The sequence below is a fragment of the Bradyrhizobium sp. MI1.7 genome (assembly GCF_055811795.1).
Map to the genome: position 1 here is coordinate 62,964 of NZ_JBVVPO010000025.1, position 20,123 is coordinate 83,086.

Annotated in this window: 9 protein-coding genes and 3 pseudogenes; 7 read left to right on the forward strand and 5 right to left on the reverse strand. The window is 55.1% G+C overall.

Annotation, left to right across the window (positions count from 1 at the left end; all coding sequences use genetic code 11):
- Positions 1-1,532 precede the first annotated feature (1,532 nt).
- The 7 genes and pseudogenes from AC0L3X_RS22740 to AC0L3X_RS22770 all read left to right on the forward strand — a co-directional run bounded on the left by AC0L3X_RS22740 (position 1,533) and on the right by AC0L3X_RS22770 (position 16,225).
- Complete coding sequence (locus AC0L3X_RS22740) at positions 1,533-2,918, forward strand: hypothetical protein (RefSeq protein WP_473316775.1); 1,386 nt, start codon at positions 1,533-1,535, stop codon at positions 2,916-2,918.
- Positions 2,915-6,061 carry a helicase-related protein gene (locus AC0L3X_RS22745; RefSeq protein ID WP_473316776.1) on the forward strand — a complete coding sequence of 1,049 codons (3,147 nt, stop codon included), beginning with the start codon at positions 2,915-2,917 and terminating at the stop codon, positions 6,059-6,061. The genes AC0L3X_RS22740 and AC0L3X_RS22745 overlap by 4 nt, the downstream gene beginning before the upstream one ends.
- Before the next feature lie 4 nt (positions 6,062-6,065).
- Positions 6,066-9,521, forward strand: a complete 3,456-nt coding sequence (locus AC0L3X_RS22750; protein ID WP_473316777.1) for a type ISP restriction/modification enzyme — start codon at positions 6,066-6,068, stop codon at positions 9,519-9,521.
- A 403-nt stretch (positions 9,522-9,924) separates the two neighbouring features.
- Positions 9,925-10,221 (forward strand): annotated as a pseudogene (locus tag AC0L3X_RS22755) (recombinase family protein); the annotation flags it as partial.
- Between the two features lie 446 nt (positions 10,222-10,667).
- A complete protein-coding gene (locus AC0L3X_RS22760) occupies positions 10,668-14,021 on the forward strand; it encodes an AAA domain-containing protein (RefSeq protein ID WP_473316780.1) in 3,354 nt (1,117 codons plus the stop codon).
- On the forward strand, positions 14,018-15,475 hold the full coding sequence (locus tag AC0L3X_RS22765; RefSeq protein ID WP_473316781.1) for a phospholipase D-like domain-containing protein: 1,458 nt from the start codon (positions 14,018-14,020) through the stop codon (positions 15,473-15,475). The genes AC0L3X_RS22760 and AC0L3X_RS22765 overlap by 4 nt, the downstream gene beginning before the upstream one ends.
- A gap of 3 nt (positions 15,476-15,478) precedes the next feature.
- A complete protein-coding gene (locus AC0L3X_RS22770; protein ID WP_473316782.1) occupies positions 15,479-16,225 on the forward strand; it encodes a PP2C family protein-serine/threonine phosphatase in 747 nt (248 codons plus the stop codon).
- 321 nt (positions 16,226-16,546) lie between these two features.
- Here the strand turns inward: AC0L3X_RS22770 and AC0L3X_RS22775 are convergent, their stop codons facing one another.
- The 5 genes and pseudogenes from AC0L3X_RS22775 to AC0L3X_RS22795 form a co-directional block, all read right to left on the reverse strand.
- Positions 16,547-17,026, reverse strand: a complete 480-nt coding sequence (locus AC0L3X_RS22775) for a TIR domain-containing protein (RefSeq protein ID WP_473316783.1) — start codon at positions 17,024-17,026, stop codon at positions 16,547-16,549.
- 2 nt (positions 17,027-17,028) lie between these two features.
- On the reverse strand, positions 17,029-18,480 hold the full coding sequence (locus AC0L3X_RS22780; protein WP_473316784.1) for an SIR2 family protein: 1,452 nt from the start codon (positions 18,478-18,480) through the stop codon (positions 17,029-17,031).
- 123 nt (positions 18,481-18,603) lie between these two features.
- The gene (locus AC0L3X_RS22785) at positions 18,604-18,771 is read right to left on the reverse strand and encodes a hypothetical protein (protein ID WP_473316785.1); all 168 of its coding nucleotides are present in this window, start codon (positions 18,769-18,771) and stop codon (positions 18,604-18,606) included.
- A 788-nt stretch (positions 18,772-19,559) separates the two neighbouring features.
- Positions 19,560-19,967: pseudogene (locus tag AC0L3X_RS22790) on the reverse strand (IS5/IS1182 family transposase); the annotation flags it as partial.
- Positions 19,964-20,110: pseudogene (locus AC0L3X_RS22795) on the reverse strand (transposase); the annotation flags it as partial. The pseudogenes AC0L3X_RS22790 and AC0L3X_RS22795, both read right to left, overlap by 4 nt.
- Positions 20,111-20,123: the final 13 nt, after the last annotated feature.

Sequence of the window (20,123 nt, forward strand, 5' to 3'; positions counted from 1 at the left end):
GGCTCACCGCGCATGTACCACGGATCCTTCGACAGCGCACATCAAGCTCACTTGGGGATAAGCCGGCTCTTGAGCCTGACCAGAAATTTCCGGCCGCCGCCGGGCTGGCGGAACGGGGCTCCTCCCACCAGTCGAGCCAAAATGTTGAATTTGTTATCTTTGCTGCAGACCGTCGAACACGCGCGAGACTAGCTACGGTGGTAAGCTACAGATAGTCCCAGCCACGGCTCAGGTAGGGTAGGGGACCTCGGTTCGGATGTGAAATCTATGTCTACCGACCGCCTTGAGAGTTTGTGAGACACTGATTCGTGTTTCACCTGAACCCAACCGTTTCGAGTCGTTCCAAGTCAGTGAGACAGCAGAGCAGAACGGCGCGCGGGCCGAGCCATAGCGGATTGAAAGATGCGCAGCAGTGAGCGGCGCGCGGCAAACGGTCACCATCGCTTCCAGAGATCGGGAACGAGGGATGGACCGTGGATACGCGGCGGCGAAAGCCGACATACTTGCGCAGTCCACCCGCGATCTGCTCAATCTGTTGGGCACGATTGCCGAAAAAGGGGCCGGCTGGCGGTTTCGCCGAGTTCGAGCGGGAACTTATCTGGATGCGGACCGGCGAGGGTCGCCAGCGAGCGAAAGCAAGGGGGGCATTCTGGGTCGTAGGCCGAAACTGACAAGCCACCAGCGAAGAGAGGCAATCGCTCGCCGGGAGGCGGGAGAGGTCCTAACGGAAATTGCGCGGTCGTATAACGTCAATCATAGCATGATTAGCCGCCTGAGCTGAAGTCGCAACCACCGCCTCTATGAAGTGTATCTCTATGGAGTGTATAGTGACGACCTCGTTCGGGTCTCGGACAATTGCGTTTCCAAAGATCCGTATGACGGAGGGATAAATGAGCGAGCGTCGCCTTATCGCAAGCCCGCGGTGGGCGCTTGAAGAAGATGATAAACTTCGGCGCTTAGCGCACGAAGGTCGAAGCGCCGCCGTCATAGCTGAACAAATGGACCGAAGCATCAGCTCGATTTACTCCCGAGCGAACAAGCTCGGGATACCACTTGCGCGCCCAGGAGTAAGACGGCGCAGCGTCTCGAGGTGGGGCTAAGGTCTAATAAGCAGGCGTAAAAAGCCAGATTGTTTTGAACAGTCTCGCCGGGTTCAAGCGCGAACTGACCGGGCGCGAGCGCGCAACAGCGAGGGGGCATCTTCGGCCGGAAGTCCAAGTTCACCAGCCCTTCGCCGTGGGAGGCAGCAGAGGTGCTGAACCCAACCGGTTAACTTTTGATGGTTCGATGCGGCCCAGCCGGTTAAGCGAGCTCATAACCTTATCTTCGAAGACGAACCATCTTGACGGACAACCCGCGATTGTGCATCTTAACTGAGCTTCCGGACGGAAGCTGAAAAGAAGAACCTGAGACGGTTCTGGTAGTGGTGTCGCTGGATAGCGATGGTTCTTCGGGACATTTTGCGCTCCGATCGAGCCGTCATATGCGTGAACCCGCATCTAGAATCGGTCTCTCCATTTGGAGAACCGAAAATGAATCCCGCTAAAATCGTTATCCGCTTTGAACAGGTGTCCGAGCAAACGGAGGGTCCCGTTCGCCGAATTGTGGGCTTTGTCAGGGCCAAGAATATGCTGCAGCTGTTTGACGCCGCAGACCTCGAAGCGAACCCCCGCGAGGCCAAGGCCGGCGCAGTAACTGCTGATATCATCGACAGCATTTGCGAGACGCCAGATACTTTCCCTTTCAAGACCAAGGGCGTTCTTGTTGGCGCGTCAAACTACGCAGCACTAGAACGCAAACGCTACGAAATCCGCTTCGAGAATACCAAAATCGAGGGAATCCTGGACGGCGGGCATAATATGCTGGCGATCGGCACATACGTCCTAGCGCGAGCCCTTGGCGATGACCGGATTTTCAAGAAGATCAAGCGTTGGACGGAGCTCAAGGATGCTTGGGCCGCTAATCGCACCGAGATCGAAGAACTAAAGCGAATTGCAGGCGAAGAATCGGGAAGCGGTCCGCTCGATTTTCTTGTTCCGGTCGAAGTGCTTGTGCCAGCGGACATCGCCAACAGCGATACCGTTGACGAATTCAACAGTTCTCTTCTCGATATTTGCGCTGCGCGCAACAACAACGTCGAGCTGACTTTGGAAACCAAAGCAAACAAGAAGGGATTCTACGAATATCTTCGAAGATCCTTGCAGCCATCGATTGCAAGTCGTGTCGAGTGGAAAACGAATGACGGTGGTGAGATCAAGGTACGCGATCTAATCGCGCTCGCCTGGATTCCGTTATCCGTAATTGATCTCCCCGTCGATTTCAAAATCCCGCCTCAAAATCTTTACCGCAACAAAGGCGAGCTTGCGAAGCACTTCGATACGTTGATGAGCGACGAGCGCGTATCCAGCGTCTCGGATGGTGACTACACACATGAACTACACAACACCGCTGTGCACAGCGCGCTTGTAATTGCCGGCGAGCTTCCGGAACTTTACGACAAGATCTATCGGGATTTCCCCGCCGCTTACAATGGTGATCGCGACGGCCGTTTTGGGGGCCTTTCAGTGGTCAAGATGGCCGACAGGATGCGGTCCAAACCTCGGGCCCATTTCACCGATGTCGAAGTCGACTACGCATACCCAGATGGGCTCATCATGCCCCTAGTTTATGGGCTAAAGGCACTCATGGCGAAGGAAGCAAATGGACACGTCCGCTGGAAGGAAGATCCGTTCCACTTCCTGGATGAGCATCTGGAATCCATCGTGAAAAAATACCGAGTTATTCTAGACGCCTTCCGTGCTGATCCACAGAAGGTTGGAAAGAATGAGGGATCGTACGATCTCGTTCTCGATGCTTTCGAGACCGAGGTTCTGAAGCGCCAGGCCGTGGTTGCCTCTGCTCGGGGAGCTCGGTCATGAACGAAGAACGAAAGGGCCGTGATCTTTTCATTGTTGACAATAGTGTGTCGGGCTGGACCGCGCTTCGGTATCTGGAAGAGTGGACGGAGATAGCCAAAGGTTTTGATATCGCTACTGGCTATTTCGACATCGGCACCATCTTGGCCCTTGACGGAAAGTGGCAGTCGCTCAGCAAAATCCGAATACTTATGGGAGCCGACACAACGCACCGAACACGAAAGGCCTTTTTGGATGCCGTGGTCAAAAAAGCTGTTGACGAGCTAGACAAAAGCTTGGAAGCGACCAAGGATCCGAATCCATTCCTTCGAGGTGTGCCTGCGATCATCGCGGCACTTCAGTCCCGGCAGATCGAATGCCGGGTCTACGACCGCGAAAAATTTCACGCGAAAACATATATTACCCACGCGAAACTCGACGTTATCGGTTCCCAAGCATTGGTCGGCTCAAGCAACTTTACGATGCCGGGACTGACCAAGAATATCGAGCTGAACGTCCAGATTCAGAGTGCACGCGAGGTTATCCAACTCCAGGAATGGTTTGAGGCTCATTGGGCTGAAGCTGCTGACGTCACGGACCATATTTTCGAAGCGATTTCGCGCCATGTCCGGCTTTATTCGCCCTTCGATGTCTATACAAAGGCGCTTCAGGAGTTTTTCCGCGGGCATGAATTGACGGCGACCGAGTGGGACGAGGCCCGCTCACAGATGTTCCCCAAAATTGATCGCTACCAGAAGGAGGCATATTGGGCCTTGATGAAGATCGCCCGGCAGCATGGGGGCGCATTTCTTTGTGACGGCGTCGGCCTGGGTAAGACCTTTGTTGGGTTGATGCTGATCGAGCGCTTAGTCCTGCACGAGGGAAAGCGGGTGGTGCTCTTTGCACCGAAAGCGGCGAAGGAAGGTGTTTGGGAGCCTCATCTCCGCGAATACCTCCCGCATATCGGTGGCATCGGAGGAAATGCTGACTTCAGTAATCTGGCGGTTTTCAGTCATACGGATCTTGGTCGAAGAGGCGAGTTTCCGGAGCGGTTTCGCCGTATTGCAGAATTGGCGGATGTCGTGATCATTGACGAGGCCCATCATTTTCGTAATCCCGGAAGCCGCCGAGGTGCCGACGATGAGGGCGTACCATCGCGTTACTATCAGCTCTACGACCTCCTGGATTCGTCGGTCCGACCGAAGAGCCTTTTCATGCTCACGGCCACTCCGATCAATAATCGGATCAGCGATTTCCGGCATATGGCGGAGCTGTTTACTCGCCGGGACGAAGCCTATTTCGCACGGACTCTCGGCGTAAATAATCTGCGATCGCATTTCAACAATATCGAAAAGCAATTACGTAGAACCGTCGGCCATGAAGTCGCGGATGTCTCGGGGCACATCGCGGAAGTACAGGATTTTCTCGCCGCCGACGAGACCTTCAAGAATCTCGTTGTGCAGCGAAGTAGGGCCTACGCACGCGAGAGCCAGATGCGTGAGACAGGTAACGCCGCTGTCTTTCCGGAACGAAAAGCTCCCCAGGTCGCCGAGTACTCCATCCGGAAGACCTATGGCCGCCTGCTGGAGATGTTTGAGAAAGCATTTACCCGAACAAAGCCGCTATTTACGCTGCCGATGTATTATCCGCTCACATGGTACGTGGGCCCGGACGAGAGCATTGATGCCCTGGAGAAGGGGCGCCTGGAACAGGTCGTTGGTCTTATCAGGACGAATTTTCTCAAGCGATTCGAAAGTTCCGTGGCGGCATTCGAGTTGTCCTGCGATCGCCTTCTCCGAAAGCTGCTGGCGTTCCTTGAGGTGCACAGCGAAACTGACTCCGAAAAGAAGAGATTGGAACGCTGGAAATCGCAAAACGCGGAAATTCTTGGCTACGCTGCAGCGCGGCAACTGGAGTTTTGGGAGGATGACGACAGCGACCCTGATGACGATGTCGTGCCGCAAGAAATGCTCGACGCTGTGGAGCGCCTCAAGCGAGAGGACTACGACGTTGCCGAGATGATGTCAGAGACGTTTCTGGACCTGGACCAGATCGTTCAGTTTATCGAGGAGGCCAGAAAATTCGAAACAAAGCACGATGACAAGTTGCAGAAACTCATTCGTCTGCTCAAATCCAAGGAGCTGGCGGACCAAAAGATTCTGATCTTTACGGAGTTCGCCGATACCGCCAGGTATCTGAAGCGTCAGTTGGACAAGGCAGGCGTTGAGGGAGTGGCGCAGGTCGACAGCGGGACCAAGACAAATCGTGCCGACGTTATCCAACGCTTCTCACCCTATTACAATGCCCACACCAGCAAGATGCTCGTCGACAGCAGTCGCGCTGAGATTCGGGTGTTGATCTCAACAGACGTGCTTTCCGAGGGTTTGAACCTTCAAGATGCGTCCCGGATGATCAACTACGATATTCACTGGAATCCTGTGCGGTTGATGCAGCGTATTGGTCGCGTTGATCGCCGCATGAATCCAGAGGTGGAGAAGCGGCTGGTCAACGATCACCCAGAGGTGACCTCATCGCGCGGCAAAGTAAGTTTTTGGAACTTCCTGCCACCTGACGAGCTGAACGCAATTCTGACGTTGTACACCAAGGTAACTCAGAAAACGCTTCTGATTTCCAAGACTTTCGGGATCGAGGGAAAGAAGCTTCTGAGGCCGGATGATGATTACGACGCACTCAGGGAGTTCAATCACGCATATGAAGGCACCAAAACTGCCATCGAAGACATGCATCTCGAATACCAAGCCCTGCTATTGACGGATCCGACGCTTCAAGATCGCCTCAGGGGAATGCCCGGCGGGCTTTTTAGTGGAAGGCAACGGCCGCCAAAGGGTACGACAGGTGTGTTCTTTTGTTATGGTCTCCCCGCCCTGGACAAGGAAACCGGCGAGTTTACCCATGAAGCAGGTACTACACGTTGGTATCTGTATGACCTGGGTCGGAATACGGTCCTTGAAGAGCCAGGCGACATAGTCGCCAGTATTCGCTCCCAAGCGGAAACGCCACGGCAGTGCAAGACAAACGAAAAAACCTTGATCGATCTCCGCGGCAAGATCGAGAAGCACATCAAGAACACGTACCTTAAAAGAGTAGACGCCCCCGTGGGTGTGAAGCCGGCACTCAAATGCTGGATGGAACTTAACGAGGGCTGAGCATATGTCGACCGATCACCGCGCCGCGCTTGCAAGGATCAAGCGGTTTGACCAGCTCATCGCTTACCTCCGCGATGAGATGGGATGGCCTATTGCCCGAGACTCTTTCGAAGACGTGGACGATCTGTTCTACGATTTCACGGCCGCTGAACTCGGTATTGACGCTCACAATTCGGCGAAGATCCAGGAAATCAAGCGTCTGCGCCCGCTCTCGTCCAAGCAGCCATGGGGCATCTTTTTTGTAAAGTTCGAGCCGAAAAATCTGCCGGTCGTCGCACTCCGCCGCATTCTGAGCCAAGTTGCGCTAAAGAAGCGATCCTCTGCCAATAGCGCTGAGCGGGCCGCTTGGTCTGCGGATGATCTGCTGTTCATCTCCAACTACGGCGAGGGCGATGAACGACAGATTAGCTTCGCACATTTCTCGAAGGCGCAGGACAGTAACGATTTACCCACCCTCAAGGTCTTGGGCTGGGACAATCTAGATACAGCGCTTCACCTCGATAATGTGGCCAAGGAGCTGACGGAGCACCTCGCTTGGCCCGACGACGACGCAGACGTCGAGGCTTGGCGAAGAAGCTGGCGCACAGCCTTTAGCGTGCGACACCGGGAGGTTGTTACCACTTCACGCGACCTATCCATTCGTCTTGCCGAACTGGCGCGCGCCATCCGTGACCGCATCAAGGCAGCCCTCGCCATTGAAACGGAGGAGGGCCTGCTCACCAAACTGATGACGGCGTTCCAGGAGGCGCTCGTCCACGACCTTGACCCCGATGGCTTTGCAGATATGTACGCTCAGACCATTGCCTATGGTTTGCTTTCGGCGCGTATCGCTGACCCAGAGAAGAAAACGACGGATGACTTTGCTGCCCACATGCGCACTAATCCATTCTTGCGCGAGCTGATGGAGACTTTCCTTCACGTCGGCGGGCGGCGCGGCAAAGCAGGCGGGCCAGGCATCGATTTCGACGAATTAGGAGTAAGCGAGGTCGTGGAGTTGTTGGACAACTCCAACATGGAGGCCGTCGTCCGCGACTTCGGAGATCGCAACCCGCAGGAAGATCCGGTCATCCATTTTTATGAACTCTTTTTGAAGGAATACGATGCTAAGAAACGAATGCAGCGTGGCGTCTTCTATACCCCACGCTCGGTGGTCTCCTACATCGTGCGTTCCGTGGACGACTTGCTGCGCTCTGAGCTTGGTCTCCAGGACGGTCTCGCAGATACGATCTCATGGGGCGAGATGGCAAAGCGACACGGGGATCTAAAGATCCCCGAAGGTGTTCCAGCCAGCCAAGCGTTTGTCCAAATACTCGACCCTGCGACCGGCACTGGCACCTTCCTCGTCGAAGTTATCGATCTGATCCACAGAACGCTCGTGGCCAAATGGGAGGCACAGGGCGTGAGCCAGGAGAACATCGTTAGGCTTTGGAACCAGTACGTTCCCCAGCACCTGCTGCCACGCCTGCACGGCTACGAATTGATGATGGCGCCCTACGCCATCGCCCATCTGAAGATAGGTTTAAAGCTCTATGAGACCGGTTACCGCTTCGGCAGCGACGAGCGGGCACGAGTTTATCTGACGAACGCGCTTGAGTCGGCGCACGACTTATCAGGTCGATTTTTCTTCGCCATTCCGGCTCTTGCGCACGAAGCGCAAGCTGTAAATGAGGTCAAGCGAAAGCAACGCTTTACGGTGGTGATAGGTAATCCTCCATATTCTCTTCTGTCGGCGAATCTGGAACCACAGCATCGAGCGCTTATCGAAGATTATAAATTTATAAACGGTGAAAGAATTCGAGAGCGTGGCGCGTTACAATTAGAGAAGAACCTAAATGATGACTACGTGAAATTTGCTCGTCTCTCGCAACTAGCCATCGAGCGATCCGAAGTGGGAGTTTCCGGCCTGATCACTAATCACTCGTTCTTGGACAATCCGACTATGCGCGGGATGAGGTGGAGCCTGCTGAATTCTGACTCTCGCCTTTGGGTTAATGATCTTCACGGCAACTCAACAAAGAAAGAGCAGGCGCCTGCTGGCGGCAAGGACGAGAATCTCTTTCAAATAAAGCAGGGCGTGGCTATTGCCTTAAGTGTCCGCCTGCCAGGCGCTCACGCTTCCTGTGAGATGAAGCACCACGAACTATGGGGAACCCAGGAAAGCAAGGAAGCCTGGCTAGCCGCGAACAGCGTTGGCACGCAAGTTTGGCAGCCAATTGACCCGACGGCGGATTTGTATCTTTTCGTCCCGCAAAATTGCTCACTGAAATCTGAGTTTGAGGTTTGGCCTAGTCTGCCAACAGCTATGCCTGTGAACGGCGCGGGCTACATCACCGCGCGAGACAACCTAGTTATCGACTTCGAACGAGATGTTGTTGTTGAGCGTGTTCGAGCATTCAACGCCTCGAGCAAAAACGACGTTTCGTTGCTGAAGACCTTCGATGTTTCTGAAAAAAAGGGGTGGGATGTTGGGCGCGCTCGAAAAGAGCTAAAGTATGTTGATATTCCGAAAGCCGTAATCAAGACAAACTATCGACCATTCGATTCTCGCTGGATATTCTTTAACGCGACACTCGTGTGGGGTCGTTCATGGCCGACTATGCAACATGTCGTCGGACAACGCCGAAACCTGACGATGCTAGCCACTCGCATGACCAAAGACCAATGGGATGTCTGGACCGCCCGAACCGTTAGCTCCCACAAGGCGATGTCCGCTTACGACACGAACAGTGTCTTTCCACTTTATCTCGTAGAAGAGCCGGATGCCTCACAGCGAAGTCTGATTACTGATCATCGCGTTAATTTTTCTGCTTCGTTTTTGAGAACTCTGGCAACGGCGTTGGGAATTCGGCAGGAGGGAACGCAGAAGTTACCCGCGGGTCAATCAGCAGAAGATATTTTTCAATATATTTACTCGGTATTTCATAGTCCGAAATATCGGACTCGTTACGACGAGTTTCTGAAGAGCGATTTTCCGCGCATACCGCTTCCTGGTAGCTTGAAGCTGTTCGTTGAACTCGCCGGCTTAGGGCGAGAGCTCATCGCCCTGCACCTAATGGAATCACCGAAACTGGATCACTTCATCGATACCTATGCTGGCCCAAAGAATCCCTACGTCGAGCGAGTTGGGTGGTCGGACGATGCTGTTTGGCTAGACGCGACAACGAAGAATAATCAGGCCGCGACGCCCGGCACGATTGGTTTCCGTGGCGTGTCCCACTCCGTATGGAACTTCCACATCGGTGGCTACCAGGTCTGCGAAAAATGGCTCAAAGACCGCAAAGGCCGCACACTCTCCAAGGCAGATATCGCCCACTATCAGAAGATAGTACTGGCGCTGTCCGAAACCATCCGTCTGATGAAAGAAATCGACGAAGTAATTGAGGTGCACGGCGGCTGGCCAGGTGCGTTCGTGCAAGGCGATGGAACGGTCCACAGCTCAGCCGGACAGGGCCGACGATAGAAGATGCTACACGATCACTGATAGCGGCAACTGCGACGAAGGTCGGTTGGAAAGCGGCGGCAAGGATAAGCGTTGGAAGCTTTACCAAATTAAGAGCCTTGAGGACGCCGGAGAACTCTTGGGGACGTACCAAGGCCGAGGCAACGCAAACAAAGAGCTGCAGCAGATTGCCTATCAGCCCGAAGCGCGTTGGTAGGCCGATTCAAATCCGGCCATACGGAAAACCCCAAGTCTTCCGGGCGAAAAACTAGTTTGTTTGCAGAGCGGTTGTTGCCGCCCGGGGGCGATCATGAAGCCTGTCGGCATCCATCTGAGGGTTTCATCGGGTGGACAGACGACGGAAAACCAACGGCGAGAACTAGAAGCAGTCGTCGCGCGCTCGGGATGAAAGGTCGTAGGCGTTTACGAGGACGCTGGTATCAGCGGCGGGAAGGGCCGCGACAAGCGCCCGGGCTACGACCGGCTGCTAAAGGACGCCACCGCCCGCAAGGTCAGCTTGGTCGCCGCTTGGTCGGTCGATCGGCTAGGCCGCAGTCTCCAGGATCTCGTCGGCTTCTCGACCGAACTGCGGGCACTCGGATGCGAATGGCGGCCCGCGAGCTCCACCAGCTTGTTCGCCAGAGGTTTCGGGTTGGCAAAGGGGGAGTCAAGTTGTCGAAGCATGGGGGCGGATCACCGCTCCTCCGACCAACACGTCTAAAGAGTTGAGTTTCAATTGTTTTTCCAGACTCGTCGGTCGCGCCTCTCAAGTCTACGGTCGAAAACTACATTTTTGCCGTGCCGCTTCGTCTGATGTCGCCGAAGGTCCACGCACTCCGATTGCCAGACATTTTGGAAGCCTGCCACTTGGATCTGACACGAGCGCTACATCAACCCTCTGCCAAGCGCGAAGCGGATGTACCTGTGGCGGGCGGCGCATCAGGCGCCCAAGGAGTTGCTTTGCAATCGCACTTGCGACTTTAGTAAGGTTGTGTACCACATGTACAACACGTCAGAATAAGTCTAAAATGAAGGCGCTTGCCTGCGCCTGTCGTTATTGGAGGCGGGGGCCTTACGCATTTGAACTCAAGCATCAATCCAAGCGCGGCTGGGCGCATCATCGATGGCCGCTATGCCCTTACGCACGAACCAACTAGGCAAGGCGGGATGTCAACCGTCAGCCAAGCATTCGACCTAAAGACCAGCCGGTTCTGCGCGATCAAGAGAATGAAGGCGGGGAGTCCCGATGATCTGCGTCTAAAGGACAGCTTTAATCGAGAGTACGCGGCCCTAGCCGATCTTTGCCAACATCCGAACATCGTAGAACTGCTGGACGCTGGCGCCGACGAGCTCGGCTTTTACATGGTCCTAGAGTGGGTGCCCACGAACCTCTTTGACTTTATTGCGCAGCGTGGTGCGTTGGAGTGGCGAGAGTTCTATACGTCGATAGGGCGCCCCATACTCGATGCACTGGTTTACGCCCAGAGCCGAGGATGGAACCATCGAGACATCAAGCCTCAGAATATACTTATTGACGATACGTCGGTTCCGAAGCTCTCCGACTACGGCATCGCCAAGCAGTTCGAGCGTCCCTCGCTCGGATTAACTTTCGCGCAGTTCCGCTCAGCTCCGTTCACTCCTCCTGAAGACGATGGAGGAGAATGGAGTTGCTCCCGAGATTGTTTTTCTTGGGCCGCGGTGGCCATCTACTGTCTCTCGGGAAAGATGCCGACCGATTACGGCGAACTGTCAGAACGGCTCGCGAGTCTGGACCAGAGCTCAGTGCCTTCATTGGTCCTGCAGCAGGCGCTCTCGCACGTGCCGTCAGAGCGGCCACCTCTTGCAAGTGGGCTATTGGCGGACCTTGACGCCGTTGCTTCCCGATCGGCGGCAAAAGCGAAGCCATCGTTCAATCTCTACATTCGGCTCGAAGGGGATTGTGCCCAGCGCATTCTGCGCCAGATCGGCCGAAGCGGCACCAAAGATGCTGAGCGTTTTGTGCTCGACGAATTGCACGAAGTAGCGGTCGGATTGAGATACATCGCCGGGCATGACGGCGCGAATGAACTGCTCCGCATTACTGCGGTAACATGGACGTTCGAAGCACAGAGGTTGGCGAAGAACATTCCGCGGTGGTCGATCCAAAGAGCGTGGCAAGGCGGAGCGGGAAATGTTGAACGGGAGCGAGAACTCTGCTTTTGCGCTCCTCTGTGTTTCTCCTTCGAAGATCCGGCAGATGTATTGGATGCGACGGATGAGGTCCGTGAGCTCGCTCTGCAGATCGAGGCGTTTGAGCAGGAGAGAAGGGACCAGGCGATCGCCCAGCAGCGCGACCGGGTATTCCGGCTCTGGTACTCATTTCTTCGTAACAAAGCCGACTACGAAGAGAGGCGCGAAAACGCAATCATGTACATAGACGCCAAGCGTACAGACAATGCCGTGACATTGTCGACCGAACTTCCGGTAGCGCTGGAGCTTATCGGTCAGTCGCGAGTGATCAGGACGGCCTCGGGATCACATGTCTTTTGCGACATTGTTGACATCAATCTTCAAGAAGTCGTTGTGACAGTGGCTTTTGGGGACTCCAGTCTGATTCCGCGACAGGGTCGGCTGGAGCTGAATACCATCGCGGCGGAAAAAGCGATCGAACGGCAGCGAAGGGCCCTCGATTCCATCAACTACGATCGGGCGGCGAGTTCAAGATTAAAAGAAATTTTGGTTCAGCCATCGGCGGCACGCCCATCGGCGGCATTGACTACCCCTTTGGCGACTAAACAGTCGTTTGATCCTGAAAAGCAGGAGATACTTTCAAGAGCTCTTGGGCTCCAAGATGTCCTTGCGATCCAAGGGCCTCCAGGGACTGGCAAGACAACGCTGATCGAAGAGATAATCGTACAGTATTTGATCCGTAACCCGCAGCATCGCGTCCTTCTATCTTCGCAAACCCATGTGGCGCTCGACAACGTTATTGATCGAGTCCGAGCGCGCCAACCGGGGATCGATATTGTCAGAATTGGAAAGCTTGATGATCTAAAGGTCAGTCCATCCTGTCGCGATCTCGTGCTCGATCGGAAGGCTCAAGTTTGGTCGGAAACCGTGCGCGAGCGAGCTCAAGCCTTCATGGCTGATTTGGCGAAGTCTGCTGGAATCGATCGGGCCAATATCGAAGTAGGGATGTTGGCCGAGCGCTTGGCGCTTTTGCTCCAACAGGAGGGAGGTATCAAAGAGTCTCTGTCTAGAGCCAACGACCGGGTGAGGTCGCTCGACGCGCGAGCGGAAAAGACATTAATGGAGACTGGTACTTCGGGGTCCGCCGGCACTGACGCCGCGTCCATTGAGGCTCAGGAAGCGGCAGGAGCGCTCCGCAATGCGCTCGTACGTGTTCGGGCGGAGGCCGAGGATGTGAAGGCCCGTTTGAGCCAGTTTGGCGGTTATGGAGCCGAGCTCTCGACTCTCTCAGAAACAAGAGAGTTGCGCGACTGGTCCTCAATGCTTCTAGGTAATACCGAAGATGCGCGGCATTTCAGAGAGCTACTCGAACTGCAGGAAGACTGGTTACTACGTGTCGGAAGGTCGTCTGATTTTCACGCAGCGATGCTGGCTTCCGCGCAGGTTGTTGCTGGAACGTGCATCGGAATGGCGAGCGTTCGCGGAATGACCGAAGTTGCTTACGATCTTTGCATTGTGGATGAAGCCTCAAAGGCGACTGCTACGGAGATTTTGGTTCCGATGGCTAGAAGCCGTAAATGGATTTTGGTAGGCGATCCCGCCCAGCTTCCGCCGTTCTTTGAAAATGACGAAATAACGCGCCTGGAGCAATTCGACGAAGGGGAGGTGAAGCAGACCCTCCTTGATCGACTCCTGTCAACCTTGCCTGAGCACTCCGTGGCGTTGCTTACAAACCAGCACAGGATGGTTCGGCCGATAGGGAACTTGATCAGTGAAGTATTCTACGGTGGGAAGCTGAACAGTCCAAAAAGCAAGCCAGACGTCTCCTTTCCAGGTACGCTTCCTAAGCCGGTCACTTGGCTTTCGACCACCGCAAGCGATGATCGTCGCGAAGCGCGTCGAGGGCAAAGTTTTCGAAACGAAGCGGAGTGCAGGATTGTTAGGGATCTTCTCCAACAAATCGACTTTCTGGCTAAGAAGCGGAAAGCCGTCTACGACGTTGCGATAATCGCTGGATATGTCGCCCAGGTGAAAGCACTTCAGGACGCTATCCGAGACCAGATCCAGGAATGGTCTGGTCTAAAAATCAGTTGCAGCACCGTAGATGCCTTCCAAGGGAGCGAGGCGGAGATTTGCATTTACAGCGTCGTCAGGTCCAATCGAGACGGAAAGCTCGGGTTCCTTCGGGAGAAGCCCAGACTCAACGTCGCCCTTTCGAGGGGCCGAAGCGCGCTGGTGATCGTCGGTGATGATGAATTCTGCCGTGAAGCTGAAGGAGAGAATCCATTTAGAGACGTGCTCGATTTCATTAAGGGTAACCCAGAGAGCTGCGAAATTAGGACAGCCCGATGAACGCAAGTGATGTTGCAAGGCGCTTCGAACGTCGCCCGGGCTACGATCTCATCGACTACGCGGAAGTTGCCCTTCCACTGTACCGGCTCACCGTCGATTCAATAACGATGATCCATCATGAGATTCCTCCGATCAAGGAATTTGTGATGCGATGCTTGTCGAAGAACTTGCAAAGAACAGAAGACGTTACCGGATTTCTCGGGATCGATGCAACAACAGTGTTAGCGACACTCGGTCAGCTCCGAAACGATCGGTACATCACCAGTGACGAGGATGGTTGTTCAAGTTTAACTCCGCGCGGGCAGGAAGTGCTCGACAAGGCGATGGAATCCTCGCCACAGGACGAGATGCTTGTGTTCCTTTACGATCGGTTGCTTCTGCGACCAATTAGATTGCCACCTGAGGAACTGCTAGCCCCGGCGAACATCGATCCGAAGCGCATGATCGAAATTCGGCCCTATCCTGCGGAGGGTCCGGAAATTGAGCAAATCGCGCTCCCGGAAGTTCTTCACGTGTTGGCCCAACATGCTGGTGGGCGAGACGCCCTCGGCCGGGACATTTTGCGGCTGAAGAAAATTGTGCGTCGCGTGAGACTTTATAGGCCCGGCGTTGCCCTAGTCTACAAGAAGCACAGGTCCTCCGAAATACAGATCGCATTCATTGTTGATGAGGCGAGGAACGAAGCGCTTGAGCATGCATTCGCAGAGCGCGGCGGACCGAAAAAGATGGGTTTTGTTAAAGCAATCGATGACTCCGCGGCGCTTAGCGATCTTAGACGGTACTTAGGGTCAGACATCCTAAAGAAGGTTGCTGAGCAAGAGGCATCGGAAGATATGCGCCAGTCCGTGTCGCTGGCTCGCATTCGGCACCAAGCAGCGCTGACAAAGGCTGAGCGCCGATCTGCACTGGATATCTCCGCGGCTTCGAGCGATGCCGAAGCAGTCGCATCCGCGGCACAAGATTTGGCAGAGGCTGAGGCTCAACTTGCGTCCTTCGCGGTTCGACCAATCGCGCCTTTTGAAATAGCCGAGTTCCGCGAAGCTGCCTTTGAGCGCTGCGATCACCAGCTCCTTGTATCAAGTCGAATTGTAGATCGCTCCGTGGTCGATGCTCTGTTCCTTAAGCGACTCGAGGAGCTTTTGAGCCGTGGGGTACGTGTCATGTTGTCGTTGCGAGAGCCTCCTAAACCCGAATCGCCGGCAATCGAGCTTGAGCGCTTAAACAAACGATATGGCAATCTTCAAATATCAACCGGGGGCAGGGGAAGCCAATTTCATCATCTCGTTTGTGATGATAAATTCGCGCTAGTTTGCAACCAGCCGATGTTGGGCAACCTCGGCAAAGTACGTTCTTTGGCGCATCTGGTTGGTTATCTGCTGCAGGACCCTGAACTCGTGCGCGATTTCGCCAGGAGGCTGGATGGAACTGCGCGGCGACAAGAGCAGAGCGAATAACGGATGCTAGCGCTCGAAGTCGTCGCCTTGACGAACGTCGGTCTTGTCAGGAAGATCAACGAGGACGCCGTCCTTATTGGAGCCTGCCTCATTTCGGAAGAGAGATTCGGCCCGAGCCGGTTCAGTTTGTCCGACGAAACGAGCGTCCTGATCATCGCTGACGGAATGGGTGGGCACAACAACGGTGCCTTGGCCAGCAGGACCGCGCTCTCGGCAATACGCAAGGTGTCGCCTCACGGCACAGAGACATGGCGATGGGAAAATGCAATTCATTTCGCCAACGACGCCGTGTACGATGCAATGGACCATGCGCTGTCCTCGAAGGGAATGGGCACGACGATCGCGGGGGTAGCCATAGGAGAAAGACAGATAGTCTACTTCAACGTTGGAGATAGCCGAGTGTATCGCTACTCAGGAAGTGAGCTGATCAGACTGACGCACGACGACGTCCCGCTGGGTACCGGATCCCAAATAAAGCGGCGATCACACCAAATAACCCAGTCGCTTGGCGGTCGTGTTGCAAAGACCCCGATTCGACCACATGTGGGAATTTCTCCAGCGTTAAGTTCAGAAGATACCTTATTGATCTGCAGCGATGGCTTGACGGACATGGTTTCGGACAGATTGGTTAGCCAGATTATTGGGACAGAGACCGAGATAGAGCAGTGCGCCCGCAGCCTGTTAGGTTTAGCGCTCGACGCGGGTGGGCGAGACAACGTTTCGATCATCGTTGCGCGCTTACCGCAGTGATGAGGACGCCTTCGCATCCTTTGCTAACATGTGACCAAAGTTAGATCATGCCCTGCGAGGTATAATTGCATCTGTATCTGATAAATGGCACGCACGTCAGCGTGCGAGGAGTGGCGGTCGCTTGACGGAGCTTCGCGCGGGTGCCTCTGGCTGCCCTCATGATTCTTGATTAGCTAATATTAGAGGATATCCACTCTTCCACACCGCAAGAGCTAGGACATTGGAGCCACGTCGGTTTTTGTCATTACGTCTAACATTCGGGTGGGAAATCACGGTGAAGAGCCACGGCTGGTCAGTTCGCCCTCGAAGGGCGCAGGGCACTTAGCGTCCCGCGTCTCGCGCGGCCTTCTCAATCCAAACCCCGATGTTGTTATATCCGTCATGGCGAACCCAATCGTAGTTCGCACGGTAGAGACGCGAGAGCGGAAGGCCGCCGACAACGACGTGATCGAGCGGATTAGGCCCCTGTGTATCGATCCCTTTCAGTGGATCTCTCACATTGTGGATGTCGATCGCGATGATCCCATTTCCTCGCTTATGGCTTTGTTCGATCTCATACTTTACCCACTGCCGGCTCCAAGTCTCGGTGCCATAAAGAACGGCGGTAACGCTGGTGTTTTGGAGTTGATCATCGATCCAGTTCTTGATGCCCCCTAAGCGCTTTTGGGCTTGTTCAAATTCGGCTGCGTCATAGAAGGGAGTTGCATCCCCGCGTTCCCGAACGACCCAAGAATTCCGCACCTGTTGAATTCGTCTGACGTCGCGATCGTAATGGAAGCTGAAGAATACTCTGCGTGCCATGGCTAGGCTCTTTCCTGGAGTTTGTGGATGAGCTTGATGATAGGTTCGACGAGGGTTGTCAGATCCGCACACGCTGCAGGGTCGGCGATCGAGGCGAGCAAGGCTATTGCATCGGCGTCTTGATCAGGCAGGAATTGATCCGGAGCTGCTAACGAGACGTCCGCCAACTCTTTGGCCATGCTACCCGTCGCGCCAATTGGTAAGACAGCAACGCGCTGAGCGCGAGCTATGTCGAATTCCTTTCGCATACCGTCGGCGAGAACGATCGAGCCCGCAGCATCGTGTTTATTACCAAACAGAAATATTGCGATCCCTGCGTGCGAGATAATTTCCTGCCGGTAGTCGTGCCAGAGAGCGGCGAGTTGAGCCGGGTCCCCTGTCTGAGGGAAGGGTCGTAATACCAGGCTGTCTTCAATGCGAATCCCTTGCTTCATGGCTTCTCGCAAACCGCCTGTGAAGACGGCGTCGCCGATTCCCAGTCCAAGTCCGGTGGCGATGCGTGTGCCTTCGGCGATCAATCGGCGCGCGAGCTCTTGAGCAAACTGACTTACGGCTGCTTGGCCCCATGGATGGAAGTCGGACGCGCTAGCGGAGATGAAAACGGTCCGACGAAGATAGCGGCGCACAAGAGAATCGAGGATCTCTGTAATCTCCGCGTAGTCGTCGATGAGTACTGCTCTGATATTGAAGCGTTTTAAATCGTCAATTGTGTGCTTCTGGCGCGCTAGGTGATGCGCAAATTCCTCAACGGATTCGCCGGCGAGCTGCTTTCGCGTTCGAAATATTGCGTAGTGATGTCGCTGATTCTTTTTAAAGTTCAGGCGGATTTGCGACAGAACGTGCTCCAGGTTCGGATCGGTGAAACTGAAGCCTAAAAATAGGAACGTCTTGTTGACGAGGTCGCCCGCAAGAGCCGTCACGAATGGTTCGAACTCTCTTCCATATTTTTCGTAGTCGTCTTTGGTTACAATGGCTTCATCAGGTCGATCGATGTCGCCATGCATCTTGTATATGGTGGCATCGCGATTGGCGCGGCTCGTCGCAAGCTGAGGAACGGCGCTTTTGACGTCGACGGTTTTACCGCGCTCACGGAAGGTATTCTCAATTAGCTTGTCGTAGTTGGTCGTCCACACTGTTCGGATTGGGAGCTGAGCCAACAGCTCATGATTTTTGGTCGGTTTTGCGTCCTTCGACAGGGCATCCAGCAGGGCTGCATGCAGCTTGTGACGGTTATCCCCGCTGTGCGTGACATGGAATTGTGCAACCGCAACCAAATCGCTTTCTAGATCAATATTGAGGTCGAGGTCCTTCGCGAGAGGACGGAGCAAGTTGCGCCAATCAACGTAACCAGCCGGGACCGACAAGCCGGCCCCGACGAAAATCGCTGCGTTACCCTGTATGATCTCCCCCAGGAAATCGCTGACGAAATTTATGTGCGTTTGCGTTAAGGGCATTGTGCAAGCATTCGAATTATTGCGCGGCGGGTTGGCCTTCACCCGAAGTGGATGCCGTGGCTATCTAATTAGTGAAGAAAGGCTGGATCGACCTTGAAGGTGATTTGGTTTCCATCATCAAAATCAGAGTAGGCTGAGACCCGCCCGGGTGAGAAAAAGTGGCGGGCTGTCAACGATAGCAACGATCGTGCAGGCGATCTGACCCGGCAATTTGGCGAGCTGTCGCTGCGAGGCTGCATGGGCGTCCAGTACCTGGCGCTTCCGATTGGCGGGCACAGTGTTCTCGGCCATCGATCCTTCCCCGTTTGGGTGCCTGAATGGCACCTCGAAGCTGCGATGGTAGCTGCCACATCGAAGCTGAATGCAATGATGATCGATTCCATCAAGTGATGGCTATCGGAGCGCAACCGACGCGAGAGTTCAAGGGGGATCTCTCGCCCAAAACGCAATGAGAGGGGGATATTTCGAGACTGGGCGCCGGCGCGCTGCCTCCCAACTATTGGAAGTCAGATAGTAAATCGAGCCGACTTTTGACTGCTCTGCTGAGTCCACGGGGCAGAGGGGGTGTGGCCGCCGCCTTCCGCCCCAGCAACAACGCTTCGGACACGGCCGGGTAATCAACATGAGGCCCTGTTGCGATTGCCCTGAAATCCGACGAGGTCGTTTTGTTACAACTTCCTCGCGTGCCCTCTTGGCCGCCCGCCAGTGGCTTGAGTCTGATGGTCGCCACGGAGCAACATCAGCACGACATCGACGAGCTCGCGCGCATGGAACGCATTTGCCTGGAGCTGGCACAGGAGAGCAGGGTGCCCGGCGAGGCCGGTGCGCTGCGGGAGCTGGCCGCAAAACTACGGTCGCGAGGCTGCAAAACGGACCGTGGTCAGGACCGTAGATTGCGCGCGACGCGCGCGGAAAAGGCGAGCAATCTCAGCAAGATTGACAGGACACTCTCTCCGCCATACAGAACGAAAACTCCTTGATTTTCAGCGCTTCGTGAAGCTCGTTGTTTGGCAGCCCATATCCCAGCCCATACTTCCGATCGGACGGAAACGAACCCTCCGGTCGCGCCTGTGGCTAGACTAAGCTGTCGTCCGTGAAGAACTTTGGCTTCGGGCTGGAACGATCTGAAGCGCGGCAGCGAGAGCCGAGAGGATTTGGCGCAGCATCAGGCTGAGCCAGCGGATGAGGCGGCGGAAGTTGTAGCCGGCGGCGGCGAGGACGGCGTTGGCCGCGTCCCCTGGCGGAGCCAGAGAAAATTGCGGCCCATGCGGTGCTCGGCCTTGAGATGGCCGATGACGGGTTCGACGGCGGCCCGGCGGCGCAGTTCGCGCTTGATCTTGGTCGTCACCCCTCGCTTCTGGCCGGAGATGAAGACCCTGAACTTGTGATCGGGTGGCGCATTGTGGCCGCGGTATCGCCTTGTCGGCGAGGATGCGTGCGATGGTGTTGCCGAGCAGCGCCTCCATGTCCGGGATCACGGTGGCCAGCGCGTCAGCGACGAGCGATCGAACACCAGCCGGTGCTGGAAGAACTTCTCGCCGCAGAAGTATTAGTTATAGGGGTTCTCGACCCAACGCTCGCACAGCACCTCGTTGGAGAGGTCGTAGGTGTGCTTGAGGATCGTCAGCCCGCCATCAACCATC